Genomic DNA, 21,589 nt, shown 5'->3' on the forward strand with positions numbered 1-21,589 from the left:
TGAGTATTGTTCGGGCATGTCACGCAGGAACGAGGCGGCCACCGCCCGGCAGGAACGCATCGACGCCGTCATGGCCCGGCGCTGCGGTTTCACACCGCCGGAGGCGTCCGGCGCCGCGTTGCGGTTCGCCGCCGACTACGCACGGACGAACCTGCTGACCTATCTGTACGACGCACTCGACGCGCCCGCGGCCGATCTCGAGGTGGTCGACCACGGCTACGACATGTCCAGCCACGGGCGCCGCGCCGGTGAGACCAACCGTGAGCGCGCCCGGCGCGGCATCTCGCTGTCCGGAAACGATCAAGAGCGATGCCGGGCGTACGGGATGTACCGCGCCCCCGGCACACTCGGTGACCTGTTCGACGCGCCGACCGGCGACACGCGGCCCACCTACGTCTCCGGGTCGGGGCTGGCCGCCGTGACGTGGGAGGGCATGTGGTCGGACCAGTGCCTGCTCGACGGTCTCGAACACGCCCACACGCTCGCCGAGCTGGTGCTCGCCGACGAGATCGCCACCATCGAGACCATCGCGGGTCTCCCCCGGGCCGACGCCTACCCCGATCAGGCCCTGTCGTTCGGTGACGTCCCCAACGACGTGCTGTCGCTGTCGGTCGACGCCTTCCGGGAACGCCTCGAGGACCACGACCCGGTCTTCGACCCGGAGCAGACCGTCGACATGACCGCGCCGCTGGCGGATCTGCCGCAGATGCTGCTGGCCGCCCGGCACGACTGGTCCAGCACCGAGCTGCTGGCCCTGGTCATCGCCGGGCTGCACCCGATCGAGCGGTCGATGCCTCAGTTCTGACTCAGCAGGTCGTGGACGCCGTGGACCGGGCGGTATCCGAACGCCTCCGTGGCTGCGGCAGAGTCGTAGACCCGGTCGATCGTGGACGGCAGTGCCCAGTTCCGGTCGTGGAACGCCGCGGCGATCTCCGGTAGCCGTTCGCTGATCAGAGCGGCGGCGTCGTGGTGCAGGGCTGGAGTGTCCGCACGGGTGAACGCGTACGGCCCGGCGATGTTGAAGATCCCGGTCACGTCGTCGTGGTCCAGGACCCGGGCGATCGCGGCCGTGACGTCGGGCAGCCCGACGGCCCGGTGCAGCAGGTGGACGGCCAGCAGCGGCAGGGGTTCGGGGAAGCAGCGGGCGATGCGCAGCGTGACCGACGGGATCCCCGCCGAGGCGACGAGCCGCTCGGCGGCCAGTTTCGTGTGGTCGTAGATGTCACGGGGCCGTGGCTGCAGCCGCTCGTCCACCCAGACGGCCCGGTCGGTGGGGACGAGCGCGTGCCCGTACACGCTGGTGCTGCTGATGTAGACGATGCGACGGAGCCCGGCGCGCCGGGCCTCGTCCAGCAGCGCCTCCGTCGCGTCGACGTTGACGGCCTGGAACAGCGCGTCGCCGACGCTGCCGACATGCGGGGCGTGCAGGGCCGCGGCGTGCACCACGATGTCACATCCGGTGAGCGCGGCGCGGCGTGCCCGCGGGTCGCGCAGGTCGCCGACGAGGGTGGTCGCCGGGCCGCCGACCCGGTCGAACCCGCGGGCATCCCACCCCGCGTCCCGGAGAGCGGCAACCGCCGCCGAGCCCACCCGGCCCGAGGATCCCGTCACCACCGCAGTCATGCGCATGGATCATTCTGTATCGCCGGTGAGGGCACCTGGTTCACTGGTCGGATGTTTCCGCGCAGCCCGGCCGTACGTCTGACACTGCTCGTCGTTCTGGTGTCGTCGTTCGCCGCCGCCGTCGCCGTGTTCGGCGTGCCCGAGCCGGCCGCGCTGGCGGCCGAGGTGTCCGGGCTCGGTGCGGCCGGGCCGGTCGTGGTCGTCGCCGCCTCGGCGTTTCTGCTGCTCGCGTTGGTGCCGCGGTCGGTGCTGGCGGCCGGTGCCGGGCTGGTCTTCGGACCGTTGGCGGGCGGGATCTACGTGCTGGCGGGTGCGACCCTGGCGGCGCTGGCGGCTTTCGCGGCGGGACGGGCGCTGGGGCGTGACTTCGTCGCCTCCCGAGCCCGCCTGGCCGCGGTCGGCGGCTGGCTGACCCGGCGCGGGATGGTGGGCGTAGCTCTGCTGCGGATCTTGCCTGTCGCACCGTTCGGGCTGGTCAGCTACGGGTTCGGCACCACCGGCATCCGGGTCGGGAGCTACCTGGCCGGTACGGCGGCAGGCGCGGCCCCGAGCACGTTCGTGTATGCGTCGCTCGGTGACAGCGCGCTCAGCCCGGGCAGTCCCGGTTTCCTCGTCTCCGTTGCCGCCGCCGCGCTGCTCGCCGCCGGTGGTGCGGCCGCGGCGGCGATGCTGCGGCGACGGGAACCGCGTACCGACACCGTACGCGTGCCTTAAACTCCAACATATGTGGCGTAAGTCACATCTGCTTTGAAATCTTTCAGAGCGGAGTACGCGCTCCGATCGGAGCGGCGAGACCAGAGCAAGACACCCGACGGTGGTCTCCCGAATCGAGAGGCACCGTAGATGCCCTGGTTGTATCGTGTCACCACGCGACTGGTCGCCGCGTTCGTCATCCCCCTCGTCGTGCTCTGCGTCGTCGGTGCCCTGGCGTACCGCAACACCAGCACCCTGGAGACCAACAGCGGTCAGGTCGTCCACACCTACGAGGTCCTGCAGGGTCTCGAGGAGATCACCGGCACGCTCAAGAACGCCGAGACCGGCCAGCGGGGCTACCTGATCACCGGCAAGGACTCCTACCTCGCCCCGTTCGACAGCGCCTCCAAGTCGATCGACGGGCTGATCGACGTCGTCGCCAAGCTGACCGCCGACAACCCGGCCCAGCAGAAGCGCATCGACGCGCTGCGCCCGCTGGTCCAGGCCAAGTTCGCCGAGCTGAACGAAACCATCGAACTGCGCCGCACCCAGGGGTTCGCCGCCGCCCGTGACGTCGTGCTGACCGACCAGGGCAAGGCGGTCATGGACGACATCCGCGGCCTGCTGACCGAGATGGCCGAGGCGGAGTCCAGCCTGCTGACGGTGCGGGCCGCCTCGACCGACGAGACCGCTGACGCGTCGCGGACCGCCGTCGTCACCGGCGTCCTGCTGGCCGCCCTGCTGGTCCTCGTGCTGGCGTGGCTGCTGTCGCGCAGCATCCTGCGCCCGCTGGCGGCCCTGACCGGGCGGCTCGCCGAGATCGCCGACGGCGAGGGCGACCTGACCCAGCGCGTCGACGAGTCACGGCGTGACGAGTTCGGCACCCTGGGCGCGACGTTCAACCGGTTCGTCGCCAAGCTGGCGGGCATCATCTCGCAGATCGGTGAGCAGGCCGACTCGCTCGCCGGGGCCAGTGAGGAGCTGTCGGCCGGCACCCGTCAGATCGCCGGCTCGGCGCAGCAGACCTCACGCGAGGTCGGTACGGTCGCCGACTCCACCGACTCGATGAGCAACGCCCTGACCACGGTCGCGGCCGGCGCCGAGGAGATGGGCGCCTCCATCCGGGAGATCGCCAACAGCACGTCGGACGCCAGCCTGGCCGGTGTCGAGGCGGTCCGGGTCGCCGAGGAGGCCAGCAAGACCGTGACGGCGCTCGGCAACTCGTCGGCGGAGATCAGCAACGTCGTCAAGTTCATCACCGCGATCGCCGAGCAGACCAACCTGCTGGCCTTGAACGCCACCATCGAGGCGGCCCGGGCCGGGGAGTCCGGCAAGGGCTTCGCGGTGGTCGCGAGCGAGGTCAAGGAACTGGCGCAGGAGACCGCGCGGGCGACCGAGGACATCAGCCGCCGGGTGCACGACATCCAGCTGAGCGCGAGCGCCACCAGCGAGGCGATCAGCCGGGTCACCGAGATCGTCGCGCGGGTCAACGACTACCAGACCACGATCGCCTCGGCGGTCGAGGAGCAGACCGCGACCACGTCCGAGATGTCGCGCAACGTCACCGAGGCGTCGTCGAGCAGCCGGGAGATCTCGAGCAGCCTGTCGACGGTGTCCACGGCCGTGTCCGAGACGTCGACCGCGATCGACTCCTCGGAGCAGGCCGTCGCCGACCTCGCCCGGATGAGCTCGGCCCTGCACGGCCTGGTCGGTCAGTTCAAGTACTGACCGTCTCAGGAGGTGCACGGCGTACCGTCGATGCGGCAGTCCTCGGGCGCCGCGTCGATCAGGGTCGCGCCGTGCACCTCGAACGAGAACGTGACCTGCTCGCCCGGCGCGACCGCGGCGGTCGTCCCGTCCGGGACGAACGTCCACACGGCATCCTGCTGCGTGGCGGTCGCGCCTTTGACCTCGTTGATCCACAGAGTGGACCGGGGCAGCGTGACGGTGACGGTCCATCCGGTACGGCTCGCGGCGCCCGGATTGGCGACGGTCACCTCGGTCCGGTAGCCAAGCAGCCCGACCACGTACGGCGTGGTGGTGTAACCGGCGGCCAGCGCCACCGGAGCCACGCTCGCGCTCGCCACCGGCGACCGTGATCCGGCGATGCCCGCCGCGCGTGCCGGCGACCGGGAGACGACGGCGGCCGGTGAGGTGACGGCCGCCGACGGGGAGACCGACGGGGACACCGTGACCGGCGCGGGCTGCCCCTCCGGCAGCCCGGCGGCCTCCTCGGGTTTGACCGACTGCTGGTACGGCCGGGTCACCAGCAGCACGACCAGCACCGCCGTGATCGCCACCGCGGCCAGCGCACCGGTGACCAGCAGCAACCGCGCGGCCAGCGGGCGGCGCCCGCCTCCGGCCCGGCGGACCCGGGGTTCCGGCGACGGACCGGCCAGCATGGCCGTGGCCACCCGCCACGCGGCGTCACGAACGACGTCCGCGGGCGTTCGCCTCTCACTCATTGCCGACCGCCTGCAGGTCGGCGTCCGGCTCGGCCTCGGTGTCGGCGTGCCCGGTGACCAGGGTCGGCGGAATGCGCACGGCCGCGACGAGTCCGCCGCCGGGTCCGTTGACGAGTTCGACCGCGACGTCCTGGCGGGCCGCGAACCGGCCTGCCGCCCACAACCCCCACCAGGTGCCACCGGGCGGCGGTTCGGACGCGGCCATCACCTCGTGACCGGTGGCGATGTCGTCGTCGGTCATGCCGGGGCCCACGTCGGTGATCGTGATCAGGTAGCCGGTGCCGTCGTGCTGACCGGCGACCACGATCGGCGAGTCGGCCGGGGCGAAGGTGGCGGCGTTCTCGATCAGTTCGGCGAGCAGATGGGTCACGTCGGTCACGGCGGTCCCGGCCAGGTAGGTCGGCTCGGGGCCGGCCATGGTGACCCGATCGTGATCACCGATCTCGGCGGCCGCGTCCCGCAGGACATCGGCCATCGGGACCAGGCGCGGCCAGCGGCGCTCCAGGATGCCGCCGGTGAGCATGGCGCCCTTCTCGACATTGCGGCGCAGCCTGCTGCCGAGGTTCCCGGCCCGCCGCAGGTCGGCGGCCGTCTCCTCGTCGGCGGCACGGCGGGCCAGCGCGTCGAGCAGCCGCAGCTGCCGGTGCAGCAGACCCTGGTTGCGGCGCTCGAGGTCGTGCAGCAGCCCGTCGGGCCGGTGCCGCGGTCCGGCTAAGGCGGTCCGGTGGGCCGGGGCCGGATCCGCGTTGCCGGCGGTACGCCTGCGCAGCGCCACGACAAGCAGGGCGATCAGCGCGACGAGACCCACACCGGCGACGGCTCCGGCCCAGACGGTCGCCGTCACCGCCCGTGGGGTCGCGGCGGCGGCGGCCTCCTGCACCGCGCGGTCCTGCAGATCCCACAGTGCCGTGTTGAGCTCGTTGAACGTGGGTGACCAGGCGGCCGGGTCCGGGATGCCGCTGGATTCGGCCGCGAGGTCGTTCTCGATGGCGTGCAGCCGGGCCATCGCCGGTGCGGCGGCCAGATCCCGGTGGCGGCGGTCGGCCTCGGGCGGCAGGCCCGCTCCCGCGGCGGTGAACAGGGCACGCCGGGTGCCGGCGAGCTGCGTGAGCCGGATCCGGTCGGTCTCGGTCGGGCCGCGCCCGGCCGCGGTGGCGGCCAGCAGGGCATCCTGCTCGGCGAGGATCTCCCGGGACCGGCTCAGGGCGAGGATGCCGTCGCCGGTGCTGCCGCCCGGGGCGGTGCGCACGGTCGGTGCGGCGGCACCGGACGGGTCGATCACATCGGCGTACGCGGTGACGGCCTGCCGCCGGTCGAGGTCGCCGTCGTCGATCGAGGACCGCAGCTCGGGCAGCCGTTCCATGCGTTTGAGCAGCTCGTCGGCCGTACGCTCCGCCTCCGAAGTGGTGAGCAGGTGCAGCCAGGACCGATCCGCCCGCCGCAACCGCCCGGCCGCGTCGTCGGTCCGGGCCCGCTGGGCGTTCACTTCCACGACCGGCGGGCCGGTGACCGTGAGCCGTCGTTCCGCCTCCAGGGCGAGAACCGCCTCGTCGACCGGCCGGTCCAGCCGGTCGGTGGTGACCCGGTCGGCGAGCGCCCGGACGGCCGTGGTGGTGGCCGGGACGGCGGCCGCGGCCCAGAACGCGACCAGCAGCACCGCGCCGATCAGCCGGAGACGGCGGCTCACGGGGTGGCCTCCGGGTCGCCGAGGAGTTCGCGCAGCCGGCTGAGCAGTTCGTGCCGGTCGGCGCAGCCCAGTCGCTGCCGGATACGTGCCATGTGATGCTCCACGGTCTTCGCCGACAGGTACAGCCGGTCGGCGATCTGCTTGTACGTCATTCCGGCCAGGACCAGCGCGCCGACCTCGCGTTCCCGCGCGCTGAGCAGCTGCTGGCCGGTGGTCACGGCCGGGCTGTCCGCCCGGGTTCCGCGGTCCTGCATGGCGCGGGCCGAGTCGAGCAGCAGCGCCATGGCCTTGCGGTCGGAGGTGCGGATCGCGGCCTGCCCGGCGAGCCGGGCCGCGTCCCAGGTGAGCCCGGCCAGGCTCAGCGTCCGGGAGGCCGCCACCACCGCCTCCGGATCGGCCTGCCCGGTCAGGACCTCCAGCCAGACCGCGGCGGCGTCGGCGAACGCGGCGGCGTACGGCCCGGCGGACCGGCCGCCGTCCAGCAGCGCGGCGTACCGGCGGGCGGTCTGCTGGTCGTCGGCCAGGATCGCGGCCTGCAGCCGGTACCAGTGCAACAGCACCGTCCACGCCGGCGGATCGCCGAGCTCGGCCAGGAGCCGGTCCGCGTCGGCGAGATGCCCGGCGACCCGGTGGAGCTCGCCGAGACGGGCCGCGGCGACCGCGAGTTCGCCGAGCGGCAGCAGGTTGAACAGCTCGACCGGCTGGCCGATCAGCGCCTGGCAGGCGTCCGGCCAGGCGCTGCGCAGGCCGACCAGGTCACCGTTACGGCGGGCCAGGGCGACCCGCAGCGCGGCGGCGAACAGGTCGTCGCGGCCCTGGGCGGCGGTGGCCTCGGCCGTGGCCGGCAGCCGCTGCTCCACCTCGGCGAGCCGGCCGCGCAGCAGCAGCACCCAGGAGCGCAGCAGGTGGTGCCGGGTGGCGAGCAGCGCACCGCCGGTGCTCCGGTGCTCGGCCCGGGTCAGCAGGGTGTCGGCGACGTCGAGTTCGGTGCAGTGCAGGGCGAGCAGGGCACCGGCCGCGGCCGGGCTGTCCGGCAGCAGCGCGGCCGGGCCGACCGGGTCGATCAGGGTGGCCGCCTGGACCAGGCTGGACAGGGCGGTGGCGGGTGAGCCGGTCACCGATTCGGCGGTTCCGCGGGCCATCAGGGTCGCGGCGGCGCTGAGCGAGGTCGGCGGGCGGCCGGTGGTGTCGTCGGGGCGGATCAGCCGCTGGGCGTCGGCGAGCCGTCCGACGGCGATCAGGCCGACCGCGGCGAAGCCGTTCGCGACGTCGGTGCCGGCCCACTCGTGCAGCCGGACGGCCTGGGCGGTCTGGCCGCGGTGGGCCAGGACGGTGGCCGCGACGTACGCGGCCTCGGCCCGCTGCTCGGGCGTTCCGGCGGCCAGCACCTGGTCGGTGAGCCGCGACGCGTGGTCGAGGTCCCCGGCAAGGGCGGTGGCCAGGGCCCGCCGGGACGCCGTGGTGCGACCGGCTCCGGCGGCGGCCGCGAACAGTTCCGCGGCCAGCGCCGGGTCGTCGCCGAGGGCCTCCTCGCCGGCCGCCTCGTAGACGTGGCCGAGGCCGCTGCCGGCGGCGCCGGGCACCAGGCCGGGTGCGGCGGCCACCCGCAGCAGAGGGCGGACCAGCGGCAGGACCGGGCCGCCGCGGGCCATCTGCAGGGCGGCGAGACGCTGCCGTACGTCGATGCGCTGGCTGATCGGGGCGAGCGCGGCGATCGCCCGCCGGGCCAGCGGGACAAGGGTGCCGTCGGCGGCCAGCATGCCGGTGGCCCGGCCCGCGTCGACGAGCTCGGCGACGTTCGCGTCATGGTCGAGTACCGCGGCGACCAGGTCGAACGACAGCCCGGCACCGGCTTCGACGGCCAGCAGCAGGGTGCGCACACTCGCGTCGAGCTCGTCGAATTCGGCGGCGAACGGGGCCAGCGCCGCGACCGGCACGTGCGGCGGGCTGCCCGGGCCGGCGGGAGGCAGCGCGTCGGCGAGGCGGGTCACGTACCGGGCGATGCCGGAGGTCTGAGCGATCACCCAGGCGACCAGCTCGTCGGTCGGGGCGCTCAGGTGCTCGGCGACCTGGGCGGGGGTCAGCGCGGGCAGGGTGATGGCCGGGCCGCCACGGCGCAGCACCTCGATGAGCCGCAGCAGTTCCGGGCGTCGGGGCCACGGCCGGTGCGCGACCACGATCCGCGCGTCCGGACGTTCGGCGTGCTCACGCAGCTCGTCGAGCTGCTGCGGGGTGAGCAGGTGGGCGTCGTCGATCAGCAGGACCTGGTCGGCGGCCGGGTGCCGTGGCGGCCAGGGCCCGGCGACGCTCGCCCCGGCGCTGCGGTACGCGTCGGTCAGCTGCCGCAGCAGGGCGGTCTTGCCGTGCCCGCCGGGGGCGCCCACGCAGGCGTGCAGCGGCGCGGCCGGGTCGGCGGTGACCCGGGCCAGGACGGAGGTGGTCATCGGGCGTCCGCCCGGACCGCCACGCGGTGTCCCGCCGGCACGATCGCGAACGCGTCGGTGGGACCGGCGACGGCCAGAGGATCGACGGGTACGGCGGGCCGCCCGGCCAGGGCGGCGCCGATCGCCACGGTCATGCGGGGCTGGGGGTCACGCACGACCGGTGCGGGGAACACCGCGGCGAGCAAGTCGGACACGTACGTGCATACGGTGCCATCCGCTCCGGCGATCAAAATGGCGGAGAGATCGTCGGTTCCGTAACCACGGCTGCGGACCAGCGCCGCCATGAGATCCACGGTGGGACGGATCAGGCCACGCGCGTCGACCGGGGTGAGGCCGTCCACCTCGAAGCCGCCGACGTCGCTGAGCTCGGCGGACGCGAGCAGTTCCATCCGGCCCGGCTGCTGCGGCGCAACCAGCGCCACCTCGGCGGTCGACCCGCCGAGCCGGTAGACGCCCAGCAACCCGCCGGCGGTGGGTGCGCGGCCGGCGGCCTGGTGGCACTCCACCACGGCGCGGGCGCGGGTCACCGGCACGCAACCCATCAGGTCCGCCTCGGCCAGCCCGGCCTGCAGCAGCCCGAGACGGCCTGCGCCCCAGCCGGACGGATGCGCCACCGCGACGCGGACCGGCGGTTCACCCATGATCTCCCAGACGCGGTCGACCACCCAGCGGGCCATCGCGGCGGTCAAGCCGTGTGCCGGGAAGTAGCCGCCGCCGAAGTACATCGGCAGCGGATCGCCGACCCGGTGCAGGTAGCCGCCGACCGCGTCGGCCGGGTGCTGTCCCACCTCGACCGGGACGACGGCACCGTCGGCGGTCATCCGCAGCGCGGAGGCGACCACCGGTGAGCGGACGCCCAGGGAGATCGGCTCGGCGGGCCCCCAGCCGGGCTCGGCGGGTCGGCAGATGGCCGCTTTGACGGTGCCGACACCGATGTCGATTCCCAGCACGTAGGACACGCGTTCAACTCCTCAGACCGGCGGTACCCGATGTTCGTACCAAAAGGTGGGTTTGAAACGTCCCCCCAAAAATCGGGCGCCGAAGATCCCCTAATCCCCTAATCGCCGGACGGGGCGAGTTGGGGAGCCGACCCCGATGCCCGTGGATGTCCCCGGCCGTAGCTTTCTTCTCGGCGCCGGGCCCGCGCCGTTCGATCCCGCACCAGCGTCAAGGAGTTCGACAATGACCTCGCCCACCCTGCAGGACTTCGTTCTCAACCTGATCTACGACCCGGCCGCCCGGTCGGCGTTCGAACTGGACCCGGAGGCGACCCTGCGGCACGCCGGGCTGGACGACATCACCGCCACCGACGTGCAGCAGGTGCTGCCGCTGGTGATCGACTCCGCCCCGGTCGCCGGCCTGACCGGCCCGGACGGCATCGACGACCTCACCACCGGCGTGGCCAGCCTGGACGTGGCCGGCGCGGTGGCGCAGCTGCAGGCGATCGCCGCGCAGGTCGCGCCGCACGACGCGGTGGAGGTCAACGCCACGAGCAGCGTCAACGTGACGGTGCTGGGCCTGGAGGCCGACGGCCTGGCGCAGGTGTCGGTGCTGCCCGGCGCCCTCGACCTGGGTGTCGGCAGCACGGTGACCGTCGGCGGGCTGTCGGCCGACCACGACCCGGCGCTCGATGTGGACAGCGCGGTGGCCGTCACGACCTCGCCCGCCGACACCTCGTCGCTGTACGGCGTGCAGCCGTACAGCACCGGGACGGCCGACGTCGGACTCAACGACGGGCTCGGCGGAGTCCTCGATACCGTGACGAACGTTCCGTCGTTGGTGGAACCCGCCGGATCCGGACTTCTTGACGTCCCGGGGGTCCACGAGGCAACCTCTTCGATCGGATCGTTGATCCAGCCGGACCTCGGAGCCGTAACGTCGATCGACGCCGTCGACGGCCTGGGCGACACGCTGAACGGTACGGTCAGCGGCGTCGGCGACACCCTGAACGGCGTCACGGGTCTGCTGGGCGGCGGCCACGACGTCACCGAGCAGCCGCCCGCGCACGGCGAGGTGTTCGGCATCCTGTGACGGGCACCATGACGAAAGGCTGACGGACGCGGATGACGAGCTGGGAAGCCGGGACGACGGCACAGACGGTTCCCGCCTCCCTGATTCCGCGTCCCCGGCCGGCTCCCGATCCGCTGCGCGGCGTCGCGGCCGGCACCGACCCGTGGTGGATGGACACCATGGACGCGGTGATCCGCACCTGCGCCGCGCACGGCCGGACGGATCTCGCCGAACGCCTCGCCCGCCGCCGGGCCCGCCTGCTGCACCCGCAGCTGCGGGTCCTGGTGGCCGGCACCGCTCAGCAGGGCCGCAGCCGGCTCGTCAACGCCCTGATCAACGCACCGGCGTGCGGGCTGCTGCCGGACGCCGACACGCCGGTGGCCACCGTGGTCCACCACGCCGACACGCCGGTCGCGCACCTGATCATGCGTGATTCGGTGGACGCCGACTGGACCGCCGCGGTCGGACTGCAGGCCCGGATCCCGCTCACCCCGGACCGGCTCGCCGCGTCGCTGGCCGAGGCCACCGCGACGCTGCCGGCCGGCGCGCCGGTGCACGTCGACATCGGCGTGCCCCGGTCGCTGCTGGCCGGCGGCCTCGTACTGATCGACGCGCCCGCACTGTCGCCGGAAGCCGGGGACCAGGCGATCATCGCGGCCCGCGACCTCGCCGACCAGGCCGGCGCTGACCTGGTCCTGTACGCCTGCGAGGCGGGACGGCGGCTCAGCGACGCCGAACTGACCCTTCTGGCCGGGCTCGGCCAGATCTTCCCCGGCCTGCTGGTGGTGCTCACCAAGGCCGACTACGCCCCCGACTGGCGCCGGGACCTCGCCGAGAGCCGGATCCGGCTCAACCAGGCCGGCATCCCCGCCGCGGTGGCCGCCGTGTCGTCGTCGCTGCGGCAGCACGCGGTCCGCACCGGCGACGAGGCCCTCAACCGCGAGTCCGGGTTCACCGATCTGCTCGTACACCTGCGGCGGATGGCCGAGGACAAACCGGACCGGCTGGCCCGCGCCACCGCCGGGGCACTCGGCCGGCTCGCGCTGCAAGAGCTCGCCGTGCCGCTGCGGACCGAGCTGGAGAACCAGGACGCCGCCGGCTCCTCCGACGCCGTCGCGCATCTGCAGGCCACCCATCGACGCCTCGACGACCTGCGCAAATGCACGGTCCGCTGGCAGAACAAGCTGTCCGACGAGGTCGCCGACCTGATGTCGGACATCGAGCACGACCTGCGCGAAGGCGTGAAGAAACTCCTCGCCGAGGCAGACGAGTTCTTCACCACCAACGATCCGGCCAAGAGCTGGGACGAGTTCGAGCCGTGGCTGAGCCAGTCCGTGCAGGACCTGACCCAGACCAGCGTGTCCTGGCTGGCCGAGCGCACCGAGTGGATGGCCCGCCGCACGGCCGGCATGTTCCCGCCGGAGGCCGGTGACGTGCTGCCGTCCACCGCGCTCGCCATCACCGACGGCTCCTCGCTGTCGGACTTGTCGACCCTCGACGCGCCGCCCGTGGCGACCTTCACCCCGGGGCAGAAGCTCTTCATCGGGCTGCGGGGATCGTACGGCGGGGTCGTGATGTTCGGTCTCGCCACCAGCCTGGCCGGAATGTCGCTGATCAACCCGATCTCGATCGGCGGTGGCGCCCTGTTCGGTGGCAAGAGCGTCCGCGACGAGAGCAAGACACTGCTCAAACGGCGGCAGACCGAGGCACGCAACGCGGTACGCCAGCACGTCGACGACATCTTCGCCAAGCTCAACAAGGACGCCCGCGACAGCGTCCGCCAGGCCCAGCGGGCGCTGCGCGACCACTTCACCGCCGTCACCGAGGACATGCAGGAAGACGCCATGGAGTCGCTGCGCAACGCCAAGGCCGCCGCCGACCGGGACGCGGCCGCCCGGGAGGCGCACAACCGGCGGCTACGTGAGGAACTGGCCCGGCTGGCCGACCTGCACACCCAGGCGCAGGCACTCACCGAACGGGCCCGGGCTTGATCAGCGACGAGCTCGAACGGCGCACCCACGACCTGCTGATGCGGGCCGCGCAGGTGTACCGCGGGCATCCGCACGCCGACCCGCGGCTGCGGCACACCGTGGAACGGTTCACCGGGCCACTGCGCCTCGCGGTCGCCGGAGCCGCCCGGACCGGCAAGTCGACCCTGGTCAACGCCCTGGTCGGGGAAACGGTCGCACCGGTCGGCCAGGCCGACTTCGTGACCTACCGCGACGGCACCCAGCCTCGGGCCTGGCGCCATCCGGAACACGGCCGGCCCTACGAGGTGCCGGTCGCCCGCACCGCCGACGGGCTGCGCCTCGGCCTGGACGCCGCAGCGCCCCGGGCGGTCGTGCAATGGCCCAGCCGGGTGCTGCGGCGCACCGAGCTGATCGACACCGGCCCGTCCCTGACGCCCGCCCGCATCCTGCCCGAGACCGACGCCGTGCTGCTGCTCACGCCCCGGATCGCCGAGCCCGACCTGGACTTCCTGCGAGCCGGCCGCGGCCTGCGCGGGCCGGCCGCGTACCCGGTCCACGCCCTCGTCGTGCAGAGCAGGGCGGACACCCACGGCGACGGGCTTCCGGACGGGCTCCTGGAGGCACGAAGGGCAGCCCGTCGCCGCCGCCGCGAGCCGCTGATCGCCTCGCTCTGCCAGGACGTCGTGGCGGTCTCGCCGCTGATCGGGCACGCCGCCCGGACGCTGCGTGACGACGAGTTCCTGGCCCTGGCCGCGATCGCCGCACTCCCCCGCGCCGACGCCGACCCACACCTGCTGTCCACCGACCGCTTCACCGCGGCCGGGGCGCTGCCCGTAGTAGACCCGCGCACCCGGATCGAACTGCTCAGACGGTTCGGGCTCGGCGGGATCCGGCTGGCGCTGGCATTGGTACGCACCGGTGCGGGCACGACGGCCGCGCTGGGCGAGCGGCTGCACGAGTACAGCGGCCTCAAGGACCTGCAGACCTCGATCGCGGAACTGTTCGTGGCCCGGCGGGCCGCGCTCAAGGCCCGGTCCGCGCTCATCGTGCTCGACCACCTGCTGCGCACCGAACGGCTCCCCGCGTCGGCGCAACTGCTCGCCGAACTGGAACTGCTGCTGGCCGGCGCGCACGACTTCACCGAGATGCGGCTGCTGTCGGCGCTGCGATCCGGGCGGGTGGCACTGCCCGCCGAGACGGCCCGCGAGGCACAGCGGCTGCTGGGCGGCGCCGGTACCAGCCTGGGCGAACGCCTCGGGCTGCCGACCGAGGCCACCGTCGACGACATCTGGGCGGTGGCCGAGGACAGCGCCGAACGCTGGAGCCGGGAGGCCGGCTCGGGCGAACGCACCCCGGCCCAGCGCCGGGCCGCCGCCGTGGTGCTGCGCAGCTGCGAGGCGATCCTCGCCGACGGGACGGTCCCCGCGTCCTAGAGGGTTGGACCTCGTTCCGCCGGGGTGATCCCGTGAACGGGCTGCGAGACGACAATCCGGTGCAGTGTCACCTTCGCCGTACCGGGAGCGACGCCCATGCACGCAACGACGATTCTGGCCACCGCCGCGCTGATCTTCGCGTGGGGCATCGTCTCGGGCCGTCTCCAGCGCGCCGATCTGACCGCGCCGATCGTCTTCGTGGCGGCCGGTGGGCTGATGGCCGCCACCGGCCTCGTCAACACGTCGCCGGATCCGCGATACACGAAACCCCTGGTCGAGATCGCCCTGGTTCTGGTGCTGTTCTCGGACGCCGCCGGTGTGCCGTTCAGCGAGGTACGCCGGGACCTGAGCCGGTACCTGCGGCTGCTCGCCGTCGGGCTGCCCCTGACCGTCCTCGCCGGATTCGCGCTGGCCTACTGGTTCTTCCCCGGCCTCAGCCTCTGGCTCGCCCTGCTGATCGGCGCCGCCCTCGCACCGACCGACGCCGCACTCGGGCTCCCGGTCGTCGCCAACCCCGCCGTACCCAGAAGAGTGCGCGAGCTGATCACCGTCGAGAGCGGCCTGAACGACGGCATCGTCACCCCCGTGGTGATGTTCGCGCTGGCCGGCGCCGCCTCGGCCGAGGCGGTCAAGGGAGCGCCGACCTCTGCGCATGCGCTCGCCGAGCTGGGCATCGGCCTCGGCGTCGGCATCGTCGCCGGAGGACTGGGCGGATGGTTGCTGAGGCTGGCGCGGAGTCGCGGGTGGGCCTCCGAGGATTTCGCGGGTATCGCCGTGCTCGCCCTGGCGCTGGTCGCCTACCTCGCCTCGGTCGCCGTTCACGGCAACGGGTTCATCGCGGCCTTCTGCGCCGGACTCGCCTTCGGAGCCATGGCAGGCCCCCGGGGACCCGCCGAGCTGGTGTTCCTGGAACAGACCGGGGGCCTGGTGTCGCTGCTCGTCTGGCTCGTGTTCGGTGCGATCGCCATCCCCATCGTGCTGGAGTCGGCCAACCTCGTCACCGTGCTGTATGCGGTTCTTAGCCTGACGGTCGTACGCATGGTGCCTGTCGCGCTGGCCCTCATCGGCGCCGGGTTCGATCGCAAGACGGTGCTGTTCATCGGCTGGTTCGGTCCGCGCGGCCTCGCCTCACTGGTCTTCGCCCTGCTCAGCCTCGAAGAACTCGGGCCCGGCGCCGACCGCGCGGTCACCGTCATCGGCCTGACCGTGCTCATCAGCGTCCTCGTGCATGGTCTCACTGCCAACCCGCTGGCCGGCCGGTACGGCAGAGCCGTCACCCGGGATCCCCGATCCACCCCGGAAGACGTGCGATGATCGACTCGCTCCAGGCCGCAAACCGAAGAGCTTCCGGAGACCCAATGCCGAGCGTAGCGGCAGCGAGGCGTCACGACTTGACCGACTGCAGTGAGCGGCCGGCCACCCCAACGAAGGTACGGGAGATCGTCACTCCCGAGCAGGTCGGCGACCTGTACGCGGTGCTGCCGGAGAACGAGTTCCGGTTCCTGGTCGAGACCGATATCGAGACGGGTCTCCACTGGGGGCGAGCTGACCGAGCTTCGGCCTCGAGACATCAACTTCGCCACTCATACGCTCCTGGTGAGCCGGGTGGCCGTCGAGTTGAGCAAGCGCCTCGACCCGTCGGGTGATCGCTTCCTGGTGAAGGAGTACTCGAAGGTCGAGGAGCACCGCCTACGCCCGGACGACCTCCTGTTCGCGATCCGCGACCCGGCGAACGCCACCGGTCCGAAACTCCGCGTGGTCCCCGACCGGGAGACGCTCGGCCTGACCGACCCGAACGACCATGGCCGTCAGTACCGTCACGGCACGTTGAGCGCCTACACCGCCGCAAAGTGCCGCTGCCAGCACTCCAGGGCCGCATTCGCGATCTACCGTTCCCAGCGCCGAGCCGGCGGCAAGAACCCCCGCGAGCCAAGCGAGACCTGACCACCGATGGCAACATCCCGCGCTCCTGGATCCGCATGAAACGTCTGGTACCCCGCCTTGGAGAAGGCCCAGATCGGCAGAGTCCGCATCCACGACCTACGCCACGCTCACGCTTCCTGACTGTTGGTCGGCGGCGCAGATCTCCAGGTGGTGAAGGAGCGCCTCGGCCACGCCAACATCTCCACCACCCCGAAGTACCTACACACCCTCCCCGAAGCCGACGACGCCGCAGTGGACACCCTCTCCCGCATCCGTCGTCGCAGCAGTTAGGCCAAACGCGAACCGCGGCGTGCGAGTGCGGCCCACCAAGAAATTGATTAACCACCCCGTCGAGATCACGCCGCAGATGCACAATCGAGTTCTATCAGCTACACGCTGAAAAATCATTTGGTTGCCGTCAGGTCATATCGGCTGGCCTGCGATGCGTTCGACTGCACGCTCTAGCTTTCCGATATCGCTCCAGCCATAAATATGTTTCACAATCTTCGGTAGCCGATCCGCAGCTAAGCCGGTGCGCATCAGGAGGCAAAGCCTTGTGACCTGGAATAGGCTATCTGCCAGCCAGTACAAGTCTGATCCGTCAAAGCTCTGACGATTATCATCAAGATGAGTGAGGTTGTTCCTCGCTTTTTTGACGGCTTTTACCCACATCGCGGTGTCCCCACCGACCAAGAAGGAGGCGAGACTTCCCAGTTCAGCTACGAGGTCGTTCAAACGGCGGTCGAGGTCGAAATCGTTCGCGTGCGCCATCACGTTCGTGAACCACTCCTGATGCTCCGGCGGCACCATCTGCTCGCGTATTGCCCGCCTAAGTTTGTCGAAACTTGACTGCGGCATGTACCTGCCTCGGCCAACGAAAGCTCGATGCAAACCCTCCGCCGCGGAGGATACGTTTAGGAATCTATTCTCTGCGTAAACACTTTGCGCCCGCATAGTCAACAGTGAACCGACGATAGGAGTAACGCCAGGCACTCGGTCGAGCCAAGTCGCGATCGCCGTAACGCCACCGAAGTCGTCCAAGGGGACGACAACCCTGTGAGCGTCTATTCGCTTTGCATTGAACTGCTGCCCTGGTTCGTGCATGCGCCTTGAATTCTATCGGACGACGCGTACCTTCAAACGGAGATCCGTTAAGATTCGTCACTGGGTGGTCCGAGCGATAGAGGCGCAGGCTTATAAATACGTCGGAGCGGTCTACGCACAGGGAAGACAGACTCTGCAGATTTCCCGCATCTTCAATAATCTCGTCTAACGACGCTCGCTCATCATACTCGATCGTAAACTCTGGCCAATACTCGACAGCGAAGCGCTCAAGCTCAACATCATGTCGAGACCAGTGGAAAGCTAGGTCAATTTCACCGCGCGAGAATCTGGCATGGCTTCTTTCGGGAACATCTAGACGGCATGCAATGTCACGCCGCTCAACGCCACCAACCGGGCGATCGTCATCCACCGTGATTGCTTTCCTATCGACCCATGGCGCCGCGTCTCGCAGGCGAACAATGACCGACTCAAAGACGGTCTCTTCATCGGTTTCGAAGTGCCCTCCAATAAGGATGATGTTTGGCCTGTACAGCCTACGGTTCCCGTTGATGGTGTCGATCAGCGTGACCTTTTGGCGATAATTTCCGTAGTCAAGAAGGCCAAGTATGCGGCGGCGCATACCACCTTCCTTCTCATGCTCTTCTCCGTTGGCATACGTTCCACCAGAGCTTCCGCGAGGGTTAGCGACGCACCGTCAACCGGGTCGAAGACCAGGCGGCCATACTGTTTCACGCCATACGGGCCGGGAAGCCAAAACTCTCCCGTTGAATCGAGTGCTTGCATTCTGTCGATACTATCCCCTGTTCAGGGATCAAGAATCGCCATAACGGGTGAAACCGGCGACGGCCGCTGACCATCCGGGCCGCATGGTCACGTCTCCCTTGCCGACACTTCCCGAAGCCAACCCGCTGGCCGATATGGGCGCGTTGACATCCTGAAGAAGATCCGCGCGAAACGCTCTCTTGCCAACAAATCAGTCAGTTGATCGAGCTCTATCGGTCTCGCAATGCGAGGGGTGACAGGGTCACTGCAGCTTCAGCAATTCGACGACTGGTCTCGGTCTTGAGGTCCTTACGTGCCGAGTCAATCCAGCCCTCGACGCGGCTCACGCCTATGTCCTGATATTCAATGGCCTGGAGGAGCATCTCCAACTTGTCGGCGTCCTTGGCGCACAGCGCTTCGGGTGTCTGACGGGACTCGTACTCGTTGACAGCGGCGCGGACCGCGTCTCGGGAGCGGTTGGGCAACCGGTCGGTCTGGTCTGCTGTGATCTGGTAGGGGTCGGGCTTGGTCAGGTACGCGGTGGCAGTGTGCGGTAGGTCGCCGGTACGGGTCTCCTGGGTGTCGTGCCACAGGGCCAGGAATGCTGCACGAGCCGGGTCGGCGCCTTCCTCGGCCGCGATGAGGGCCGCGAGCTGGGCGGTGCGCATGGTGTGTTCGGCGACGGACTCGGGGTCTCGGACTCCGGCGTGCCACCAGCCGGTTCGGCGGATGCGCTTGAGCAGGCCGAGTTCGTATCCGAAGGCGGCGAGCACCTCGCCGAACGTGGACCGAACTACGGGGCGTTCGGTGAGCAGTGATGGGCGGGAGGCGATCAGGGCGTGGAGGGTGCAGATGTTCAGCGGCCGGTGCGGTGATGCCGGGTCGAGGCGCTCCAACAGGTGTTGCAGCAGCCTGGTGCCCGTCCACGAACGGGTGTCGGCGCTGAGCATGAACGCGTCGTCGGTCTGTTCGTCGCTGAGCTCGCCGATCCAGTAGGCCCAGTAGTTGAGGTTGGCCACCTCGTCGGACTGGTCGGTCATGTGGTCGACGAAGTCGTAGAGGTGGGAGCTGTCCCCGCCGACGGCCAGCGCCACGGAGGCGGATCGGGCAGCCAGTAGGCCGGCGATGTCGTGGTCCGGCGGGCGGGTTCGGCCAGCGCGATGCCATTCGGTGCGGAGCCAGTCGACGGCCTCTGTCCTGCCGTCGAATCCGAGTAGATAGACGGCTTGGCGACGGAGAAGTGCCTCGTCGTCGCGCCGTGCACGGTCGGCGATGGTGAAGAGATAATCGAGGAAGCGGGTGAGTTCCTCGGCGCTCAGGGTCGGTTGGGCCGGGGGCGGTCCGCGCCGGGGCGTCCGGGGCTGGAACTCGTGCAGGTGTCGGGGCACCCGGCCGAGGATGGGCCAGAGGATCAGGTTGCCCGCTCGTCGCTGGAGGCTGCGGGCGACGAACTGGCGTTCTCGGGGCTTCGCCTCGCCCTTGCAGTCGGCCAACCCACAGCGACCCTGTGGGGCAACAGGGAAACCCCTTCGACGCGCTGCGGGATGCCGGCCCGGACCTCAAGTCAAAGCCTGAGCCGCCGATATCGCGGACATCGAGTGGGCGGGGCGTGGGGAGCGGGTTGTGACGGATCATCGGGTTCGCGCCAGTAACGTGCAGCGGGAGCAGGTCGTCGCGAGCCTCAACCAGGCTCTCGTCGAGGGGCGGATCAGCCTGCCCGAATTCGAGCAGCGGTCCACTGCGGCCAGCTTCACGGTCTGGGCCGACGAACTCGCGGCCTTCACTACGGACCTCCTCCGCCGGGCTACCTATGAACAGCGCGCCCATGTCGTCGAGCGGCTGGGTGAGGCCGCCGCTCAGGGATATCTGAAGTTCCCGGAGTTCGAGGAACGGGCGGCCGGGGTGAGCCACACCGTCTGGGCGACCGAGCTGACCCGGTTCACCACCGACCTGCCGCGAGCGTTCCGGAGCGTCCCGCAAGCGGCGATGACGTCGACGACCGGTCTCGCGGGCATCCTGCGTGTTCTCTCGGGTCTTCCCGTCGTCCGGATCGCGCAGCGCCACCCGGCGAAAGCCGCGGCCGCCGCTGCGGCGCTCGTGCTGGCCGGTGGCGCCGGCATCGCGCTGACCGGAGGTGAACCTGAGACGACCACGACGGCAGCGCCCGTTGCTGCCGCATCCGTTGCGGTGATCGCTTCGCCGTCACGGCCGGCACCCACCGTCAGCAGCACCACCTATGCCGCGACGCCGGCCATGTCGAGCCCGACGCCGACCCCGTCCACAGCGCCTCGGGAGATCACCATCGAATGCAACGTCGGTGATTCCGACGACAAGGTCACGTACACGTCACTCGAAGAGGTGTGGGCCGAAAACAGCGGCACCTACTTCTGCGAGGCTTCGGTGCCGGACTCCCACCGGCTGACCAAGGCGGAGAAAAAGGCCGTCGTCATCGATCAGCGCATCGGCAACGGCGACAGCATCATCGACTCGCTCGGCGTGCTCATCTCGCTGTGCGCCAACACGGTGGAATACGAGATCACCGACGAGGAAACCCGCCCGACCACCGTACGAGACTTCGAGCACTTCGATGAAGACCGGCTGGAAGCCGTGTACAAGCTGTGCCCGAACGCGCCCACAGCGAAGCTCATGCGCGAAGTCATCTACTCGTAGAGGTCACAGCGCGCCACCAGTCGTCGAGCGGGGTGACCGGGACGGTGCGCTTGTGACGGGTGGCCAGATACAGCGACTCCACCCTGGCAGCCACCTCAGGGGTGACCTCAGCGCCTTCGAGGTAGTCGTCGATGTCGGCGTACGTGATGCCCAGCGCCACCTCGTCCGGGATCGCCGGGCGGTCGTCCTCCAGGTCGGCGGTCGGCACCTTCTGCCAGCAGCTCGCCGGCGCGCCCAGCGCCCGCAGCAGCGCGGCGCCCTGGCGTTTGGTCAGCCCGGTCAGCGGGGTGAGGTCGACGCCGCCGTCACCGTACTTGGTGAAGAAGCCGGTGACCGCCTCGGCGGCGTGGTCGGTGCCGACGACCAGCATGTTCAGCTGACCGGCGATCGCGTACTGGATGACCATGCGCTCGCGGGCCTTGATGTTGCCGCGGACGAAGTCGCGCAGCTCGACTCCCGCGCCGCGGGCCGTCGCGGCGGACACCGCGTCGGCACCGGGTTTGACGTCGACCGCGACCGACCGGTCGGGGCGGATGAACTCCAGGGCGATCTGCGCGTCGCCCTCGTCGGCCTGCACCCCGTACGGCAGGCGCACCGCCACGAACTCGGCCTCGTGCCCCTCGGCCCGCAGCTGTTCGGCGGCGAGCTGACAGAGCCGGCCGGCGAGGGTGCTGTCCTGGCCGCCGCTGATGCCCAGCACGAAACCCTTGGCCGGGGTGGATCGCAGGTAGGCCTTCAGGAACTCGACCCGCTCCCGGACCTCGTCCTCGGGCGTGATCGACTGGTTCACTCCGAGGTCGGCAACGATCTGTGCCCGTAGCTTCGTCACCAAGGCACTCTAACG

19 protein-coding genes are annotated in these 21,589 nt (G+C 70.7%); 10 read left to right on the forward strand and 9 right to left on the reverse strand.

Annotated elements, in window-relative coordinates; all coding sequences use genetic code 11:
- Positions 1 to 16: 16 nt before the first annotated feature.
- The gene (locus CLV67_RS15055; protein ID WP_106318680.1) at positions 17 to 805 is read left to right on the forward strand and encodes a hypothetical protein; all 789 of its coding nucleotides are present in this window, start codon (positions 17 to 19) and stop codon (positions 803 to 805) included.
- Here the strand turns inward: CLV67_RS15055 and CLV67_RS15060 are convergent.
- Positions 796 to 1,629, reverse strand: a complete 834-nt coding sequence (locus CLV67_RS15060; protein ID WP_106318682.1) for an NAD-dependent epimerase/dehydratase family protein — start codon at positions 1,627 to 1,629, stop codon at positions 796 to 798. The two genes, CLV67_RS15055 and CLV67_RS15060, sit on opposite strands and share 10 nt — an antisense overlap.
- Before the next feature lie 45 nt (positions 1,630 to 1,674).
- Between CLV67_RS15060 and CLV67_RS15065 the strand changes: the two genes are divergently transcribed.
- Entirely contained in the window at positions 1,675 to 2,337 is a 663-nt protein-coding gene (locus tag CLV67_RS15065) for a TVP38/TMEM64 family protein (RefSeq protein WP_106318684.1), read from the forward strand.
- 129 nt (positions 2,338 to 2,466) lie between these two features.
- On the forward strand, positions 2,467 to 4,044 hold the full coding sequence (locus CLV67_RS15070; protein WP_106318686.1) for a methyl-accepting chemotaxis protein: 1,578 nt from the start codon (positions 2,467 to 2,469) through the stop codon (positions 4,042 to 4,044).
- Positions 4,045 to 4,049: 5 nt separating this feature from the next.
- On the opposite strand, the gene CLV67_RS15075 is transcribed toward CLV67_RS15070, so the two are convergent.
- Genes CLV67_RS15075 through CLV67_RS15090 form a run of 4 tightly spaced genes read right to left on the reverse strand, consistent with a single transcriptional unit; the run spans position 4,050 to position 9,871 of the window.
- Positions 4,050 to 4,781 (reverse strand): cellulose binding domain-containing protein, encoded by a 732-nt coding sequence (locus CLV67_RS15075; RefSeq protein WP_146169142.1) that lies wholly within the window; start codon positions 4,779 to 4,781, stop codon positions 4,050 to 4,052.
- A complete protein-coding gene (locus tag CLV67_RS15080) occupies positions 4,774 to 6,468 on the reverse strand; it encodes a sensor histidine kinase (protein ID WP_170153871.1) in 1,695 nt (564 codons plus the stop codon). The genes CLV67_RS15075 and CLV67_RS15080 overlap by 8 nt, the downstream gene beginning before the upstream one ends.
- A complete protein-coding gene (locus CLV67_RS15085; protein ID WP_106318692.1) occupies positions 6,465 to 8,912 on the reverse strand; it encodes a LuxR C-terminal-related transcriptional regulator in 2,448 nt (815 codons plus the stop codon). Before CLV67_RS15085 ends, CLV67_RS15080 begins: the two co-directional genes overlap by 4 nt.
- The gene (locus tag CLV67_RS15090; RefSeq protein ID WP_106318694.1) at positions 8,909 to 9,871 is read right to left on the reverse strand and encodes an acetate and sugar kinases/Hsc70/actin family protein; all 963 of its coding nucleotides are present in this window, start codon (positions 9,869 to 9,871) and stop codon (positions 8,909 to 8,911) included. The genes CLV67_RS15085 and CLV67_RS15090 overlap by 4 nt, the downstream gene beginning before the upstream one ends.
- Positions 9,872 to 10,094: 223 nt before the next feature.
- On the opposite strand from CLV67_RS15090, the gene CLV67_RS15095 reads away from it, so the two are divergent.
- From CLV67_RS15095 to CLV67_RS54235, 6 genes are all read left to right on the forward strand, one after another.
- On the forward strand, positions 10,095 to 10,943 hold the full coding sequence (locus CLV67_RS15095) for an IniB N-terminal domain-containing protein (protein WP_106318696.1): 849 nt from the start codon (positions 10,095 to 10,097) through the stop codon (positions 10,941 to 10,943).
- A gap of 32 nt (positions 10,944 to 10,975) precedes the next feature.
- A complete protein-coding gene (locus tag CLV67_RS15100; RefSeq protein WP_106318698.1) occupies positions 10,976 to 12,913 on the forward strand; it encodes a P-loop NTPase family protein in 1,938 nt (645 codons plus the stop codon).
- On the forward strand, positions 12,910 to 14,325 hold the full coding sequence (locus CLV67_RS15105; protein ID WP_106318700.1) for a P-loop NTPase family protein: 1,416 nt from the start codon (positions 12,910 to 12,912) through the stop codon (positions 14,323 to 14,325). The genes CLV67_RS15100 and CLV67_RS15105 overlap by 4 nt, the downstream gene beginning before the upstream one ends.
- Before the next feature lie 96 nt (positions 14,326 to 14,421).
- On the forward strand, positions 14,422 to 15,639 hold the full coding sequence (locus tag CLV67_RS15110; protein WP_106318702.1) for a cation:proton antiporter: 1,218 nt from the start codon (positions 14,422 to 14,424) through the stop codon (positions 15,637 to 15,639).
- Between the two features lie 282 nt (positions 15,640 to 15,921).
- Complete coding sequence (locus tag CLV67_RS15115) at positions 15,922 to 16,269, forward strand: hypothetical protein (RefSeq protein ID WP_106318704.1); 348 nt, start codon at positions 15,922 to 15,924, stop codon at positions 16,267 to 16,269.
- A 147-nt stretch (positions 16,270 to 16,416) separates the two neighbouring features.
- On the forward strand, positions 16,417 to 16,539 hold the full coding sequence (locus CLV67_RS54235; RefSeq protein WP_275414892.1) for a hypothetical protein: 123 nt from the start codon (positions 16,417 to 16,419) through the stop codon (positions 16,537 to 16,539).
- A 132-nt stretch (positions 16,540 to 16,671) separates the two neighbouring features.
- Here the strand turns inward: CLV67_RS54235 and CLV67_RS54240 are convergent, their stop codons facing one another.
- The 3 genes from CLV67_RS54240 to CLV67_RS15125 form a co-directional block, all read right to left on the reverse strand.
- Positions 16,672 to 17,202: a HEPN domain-containing protein gene (locus CLV67_RS54240; protein WP_373873139.1), complete on the reverse strand. Its 531-nt coding sequence runs from the start codon at positions 17,200 to 17,202 to the stop codon at positions 16,672 to 16,674.
- Positions 17,171 to 17,932 carry an ApeA N-terminal domain 1-containing protein gene (locus CLV67_RS54745; RefSeq protein ID WP_170153872.1) on the reverse strand — a complete coding sequence of 254 codons (762 nt, stop codon included), beginning with the start codon at positions 17,930 to 17,932 and terminating at the stop codon, positions 17,171 to 17,173. Before CLV67_RS54745 ends, CLV67_RS54240 begins: the two co-directional genes overlap by 32 nt.
- A 373-nt stretch (positions 17,933 to 18,305) precedes the next feature.
- On the reverse strand, positions 18,306 to 18,848 hold the full coding sequence (locus tag CLV67_RS15125; protein WP_203736999.1) for an HD domain-containing protein: 543 nt from the start codon (positions 18,846 to 18,848) through the stop codon (positions 18,306 to 18,308).
- 850 nt (positions 18,849 to 19,698) lie between these two features.
- Between CLV67_RS15125 and CLV67_RS15130 the strand changes: the two genes are divergently transcribed.
- On the forward strand, positions 19,699 to 20,745 hold the full coding sequence (locus tag CLV67_RS15130) for a DUF1707 SHOCT-like domain-containing protein (protein ID WP_106318706.1): 1,047 nt from the start codon (positions 19,699 to 19,701) through the stop codon (positions 20,743 to 20,745).
- Here CLV67_RS15130 and nadE read toward each other — a convergent pair.
- A complete protein-coding gene (nadE, locus tag CLV67_RS15135; protein WP_106318708.1) occupies positions 20,732 to 21,574 on the reverse strand; it encodes an NAD(+) synthase in 843 nt (280 codons plus the stop codon). The two genes, CLV67_RS15130 and nadE, sit on opposite strands and share 14 nt — an antisense overlap.
- Positions 21,575 to 21,589 lie beyond the last annotated feature (15 nt).

The organism is Actinoplanes italicus, from assembly GCF_003001815.1.
Classification (GTDB): Bacteria; Actinomycetota; Actinomycetes; order Mycobacteriales; family Micromonosporaceae; genus Actinoplanes; species Actinoplanes italicus.

Coding starts and splice junctions, on each gene's coding strand:
- CLV67_RS15085 (WP_106318692.1), bottom strand. CDS start 8,912: ATGACCACCTCCGTCCTGGCCCGGGTCACCGCCGACCCGGCCGCGCCG.
- CLV67_RS15100 (WP_106318698.1), top strand. CDS start 10,976: ATGACGAGCTGGGAAGCCGGGACGACGGCACAGACGGTTCCCGCCTCC.
- CLV67_RS54745 (WP_170153872.1), bottom strand. CDS start 17,932: ATGCGCCGCCGCATACTTGGCCTTCTTGACTACGGAAATTATCGCCAA.
- CLV67_RS15065 (WP_106318684.1), top strand. CDS start 1,675: ATGTTTCCGCGCAGCCCGGCCGTACGTCTGACACTGCTCGTCGTTCTG.
- CLV67_RS15070 (WP_106318686.1), top strand. CDS start 2,467: ATGCCCTGGTTGTATCGTGTCACCACGCGACTGGTCGCCGCGTTCGTC.
- CLV67_RS15075 (WP_146169142.1), bottom strand. CDS start 4,781: ATGAGTGAGAGGCGAACGCCCGCGGACGTCGTTCGTGACGCCGCGTGG.
- CLV67_RS15110 (WP_106318702.1), top strand. CDS start 14,422: ATGCACGCAACGACGATTCTGGCCACCGCCGCGCTGATCTTCGCGTGG.
- CLV67_RS15055 (WP_106318680.1), top strand. CDS start 17: ATGTCACGCAGGAACGAGGCGGCCACCGCCCGGCAGGAACGCATCGAC.
- CLV67_RS54240 (WP_373873139.1), bottom strand. CDS start 17,202: ATGCGGGCGCAAAGTGTTTACGCAGAGAATAGATTCCTAAACGTATCC.
- CLV67_RS15095 (WP_106318696.1), top strand. CDS start 10,095: ATGACCTCGCCCACCCTGCAGGACTTCGTTCTCAACCTGATCTACGAC.
- CLV67_RS15060 (WP_106318682.1), bottom strand. CDS start 1,629: ATGCGCATGACTGCGGTGGTGACGGGATCCTCGGGCCGGGTGGGCTCG.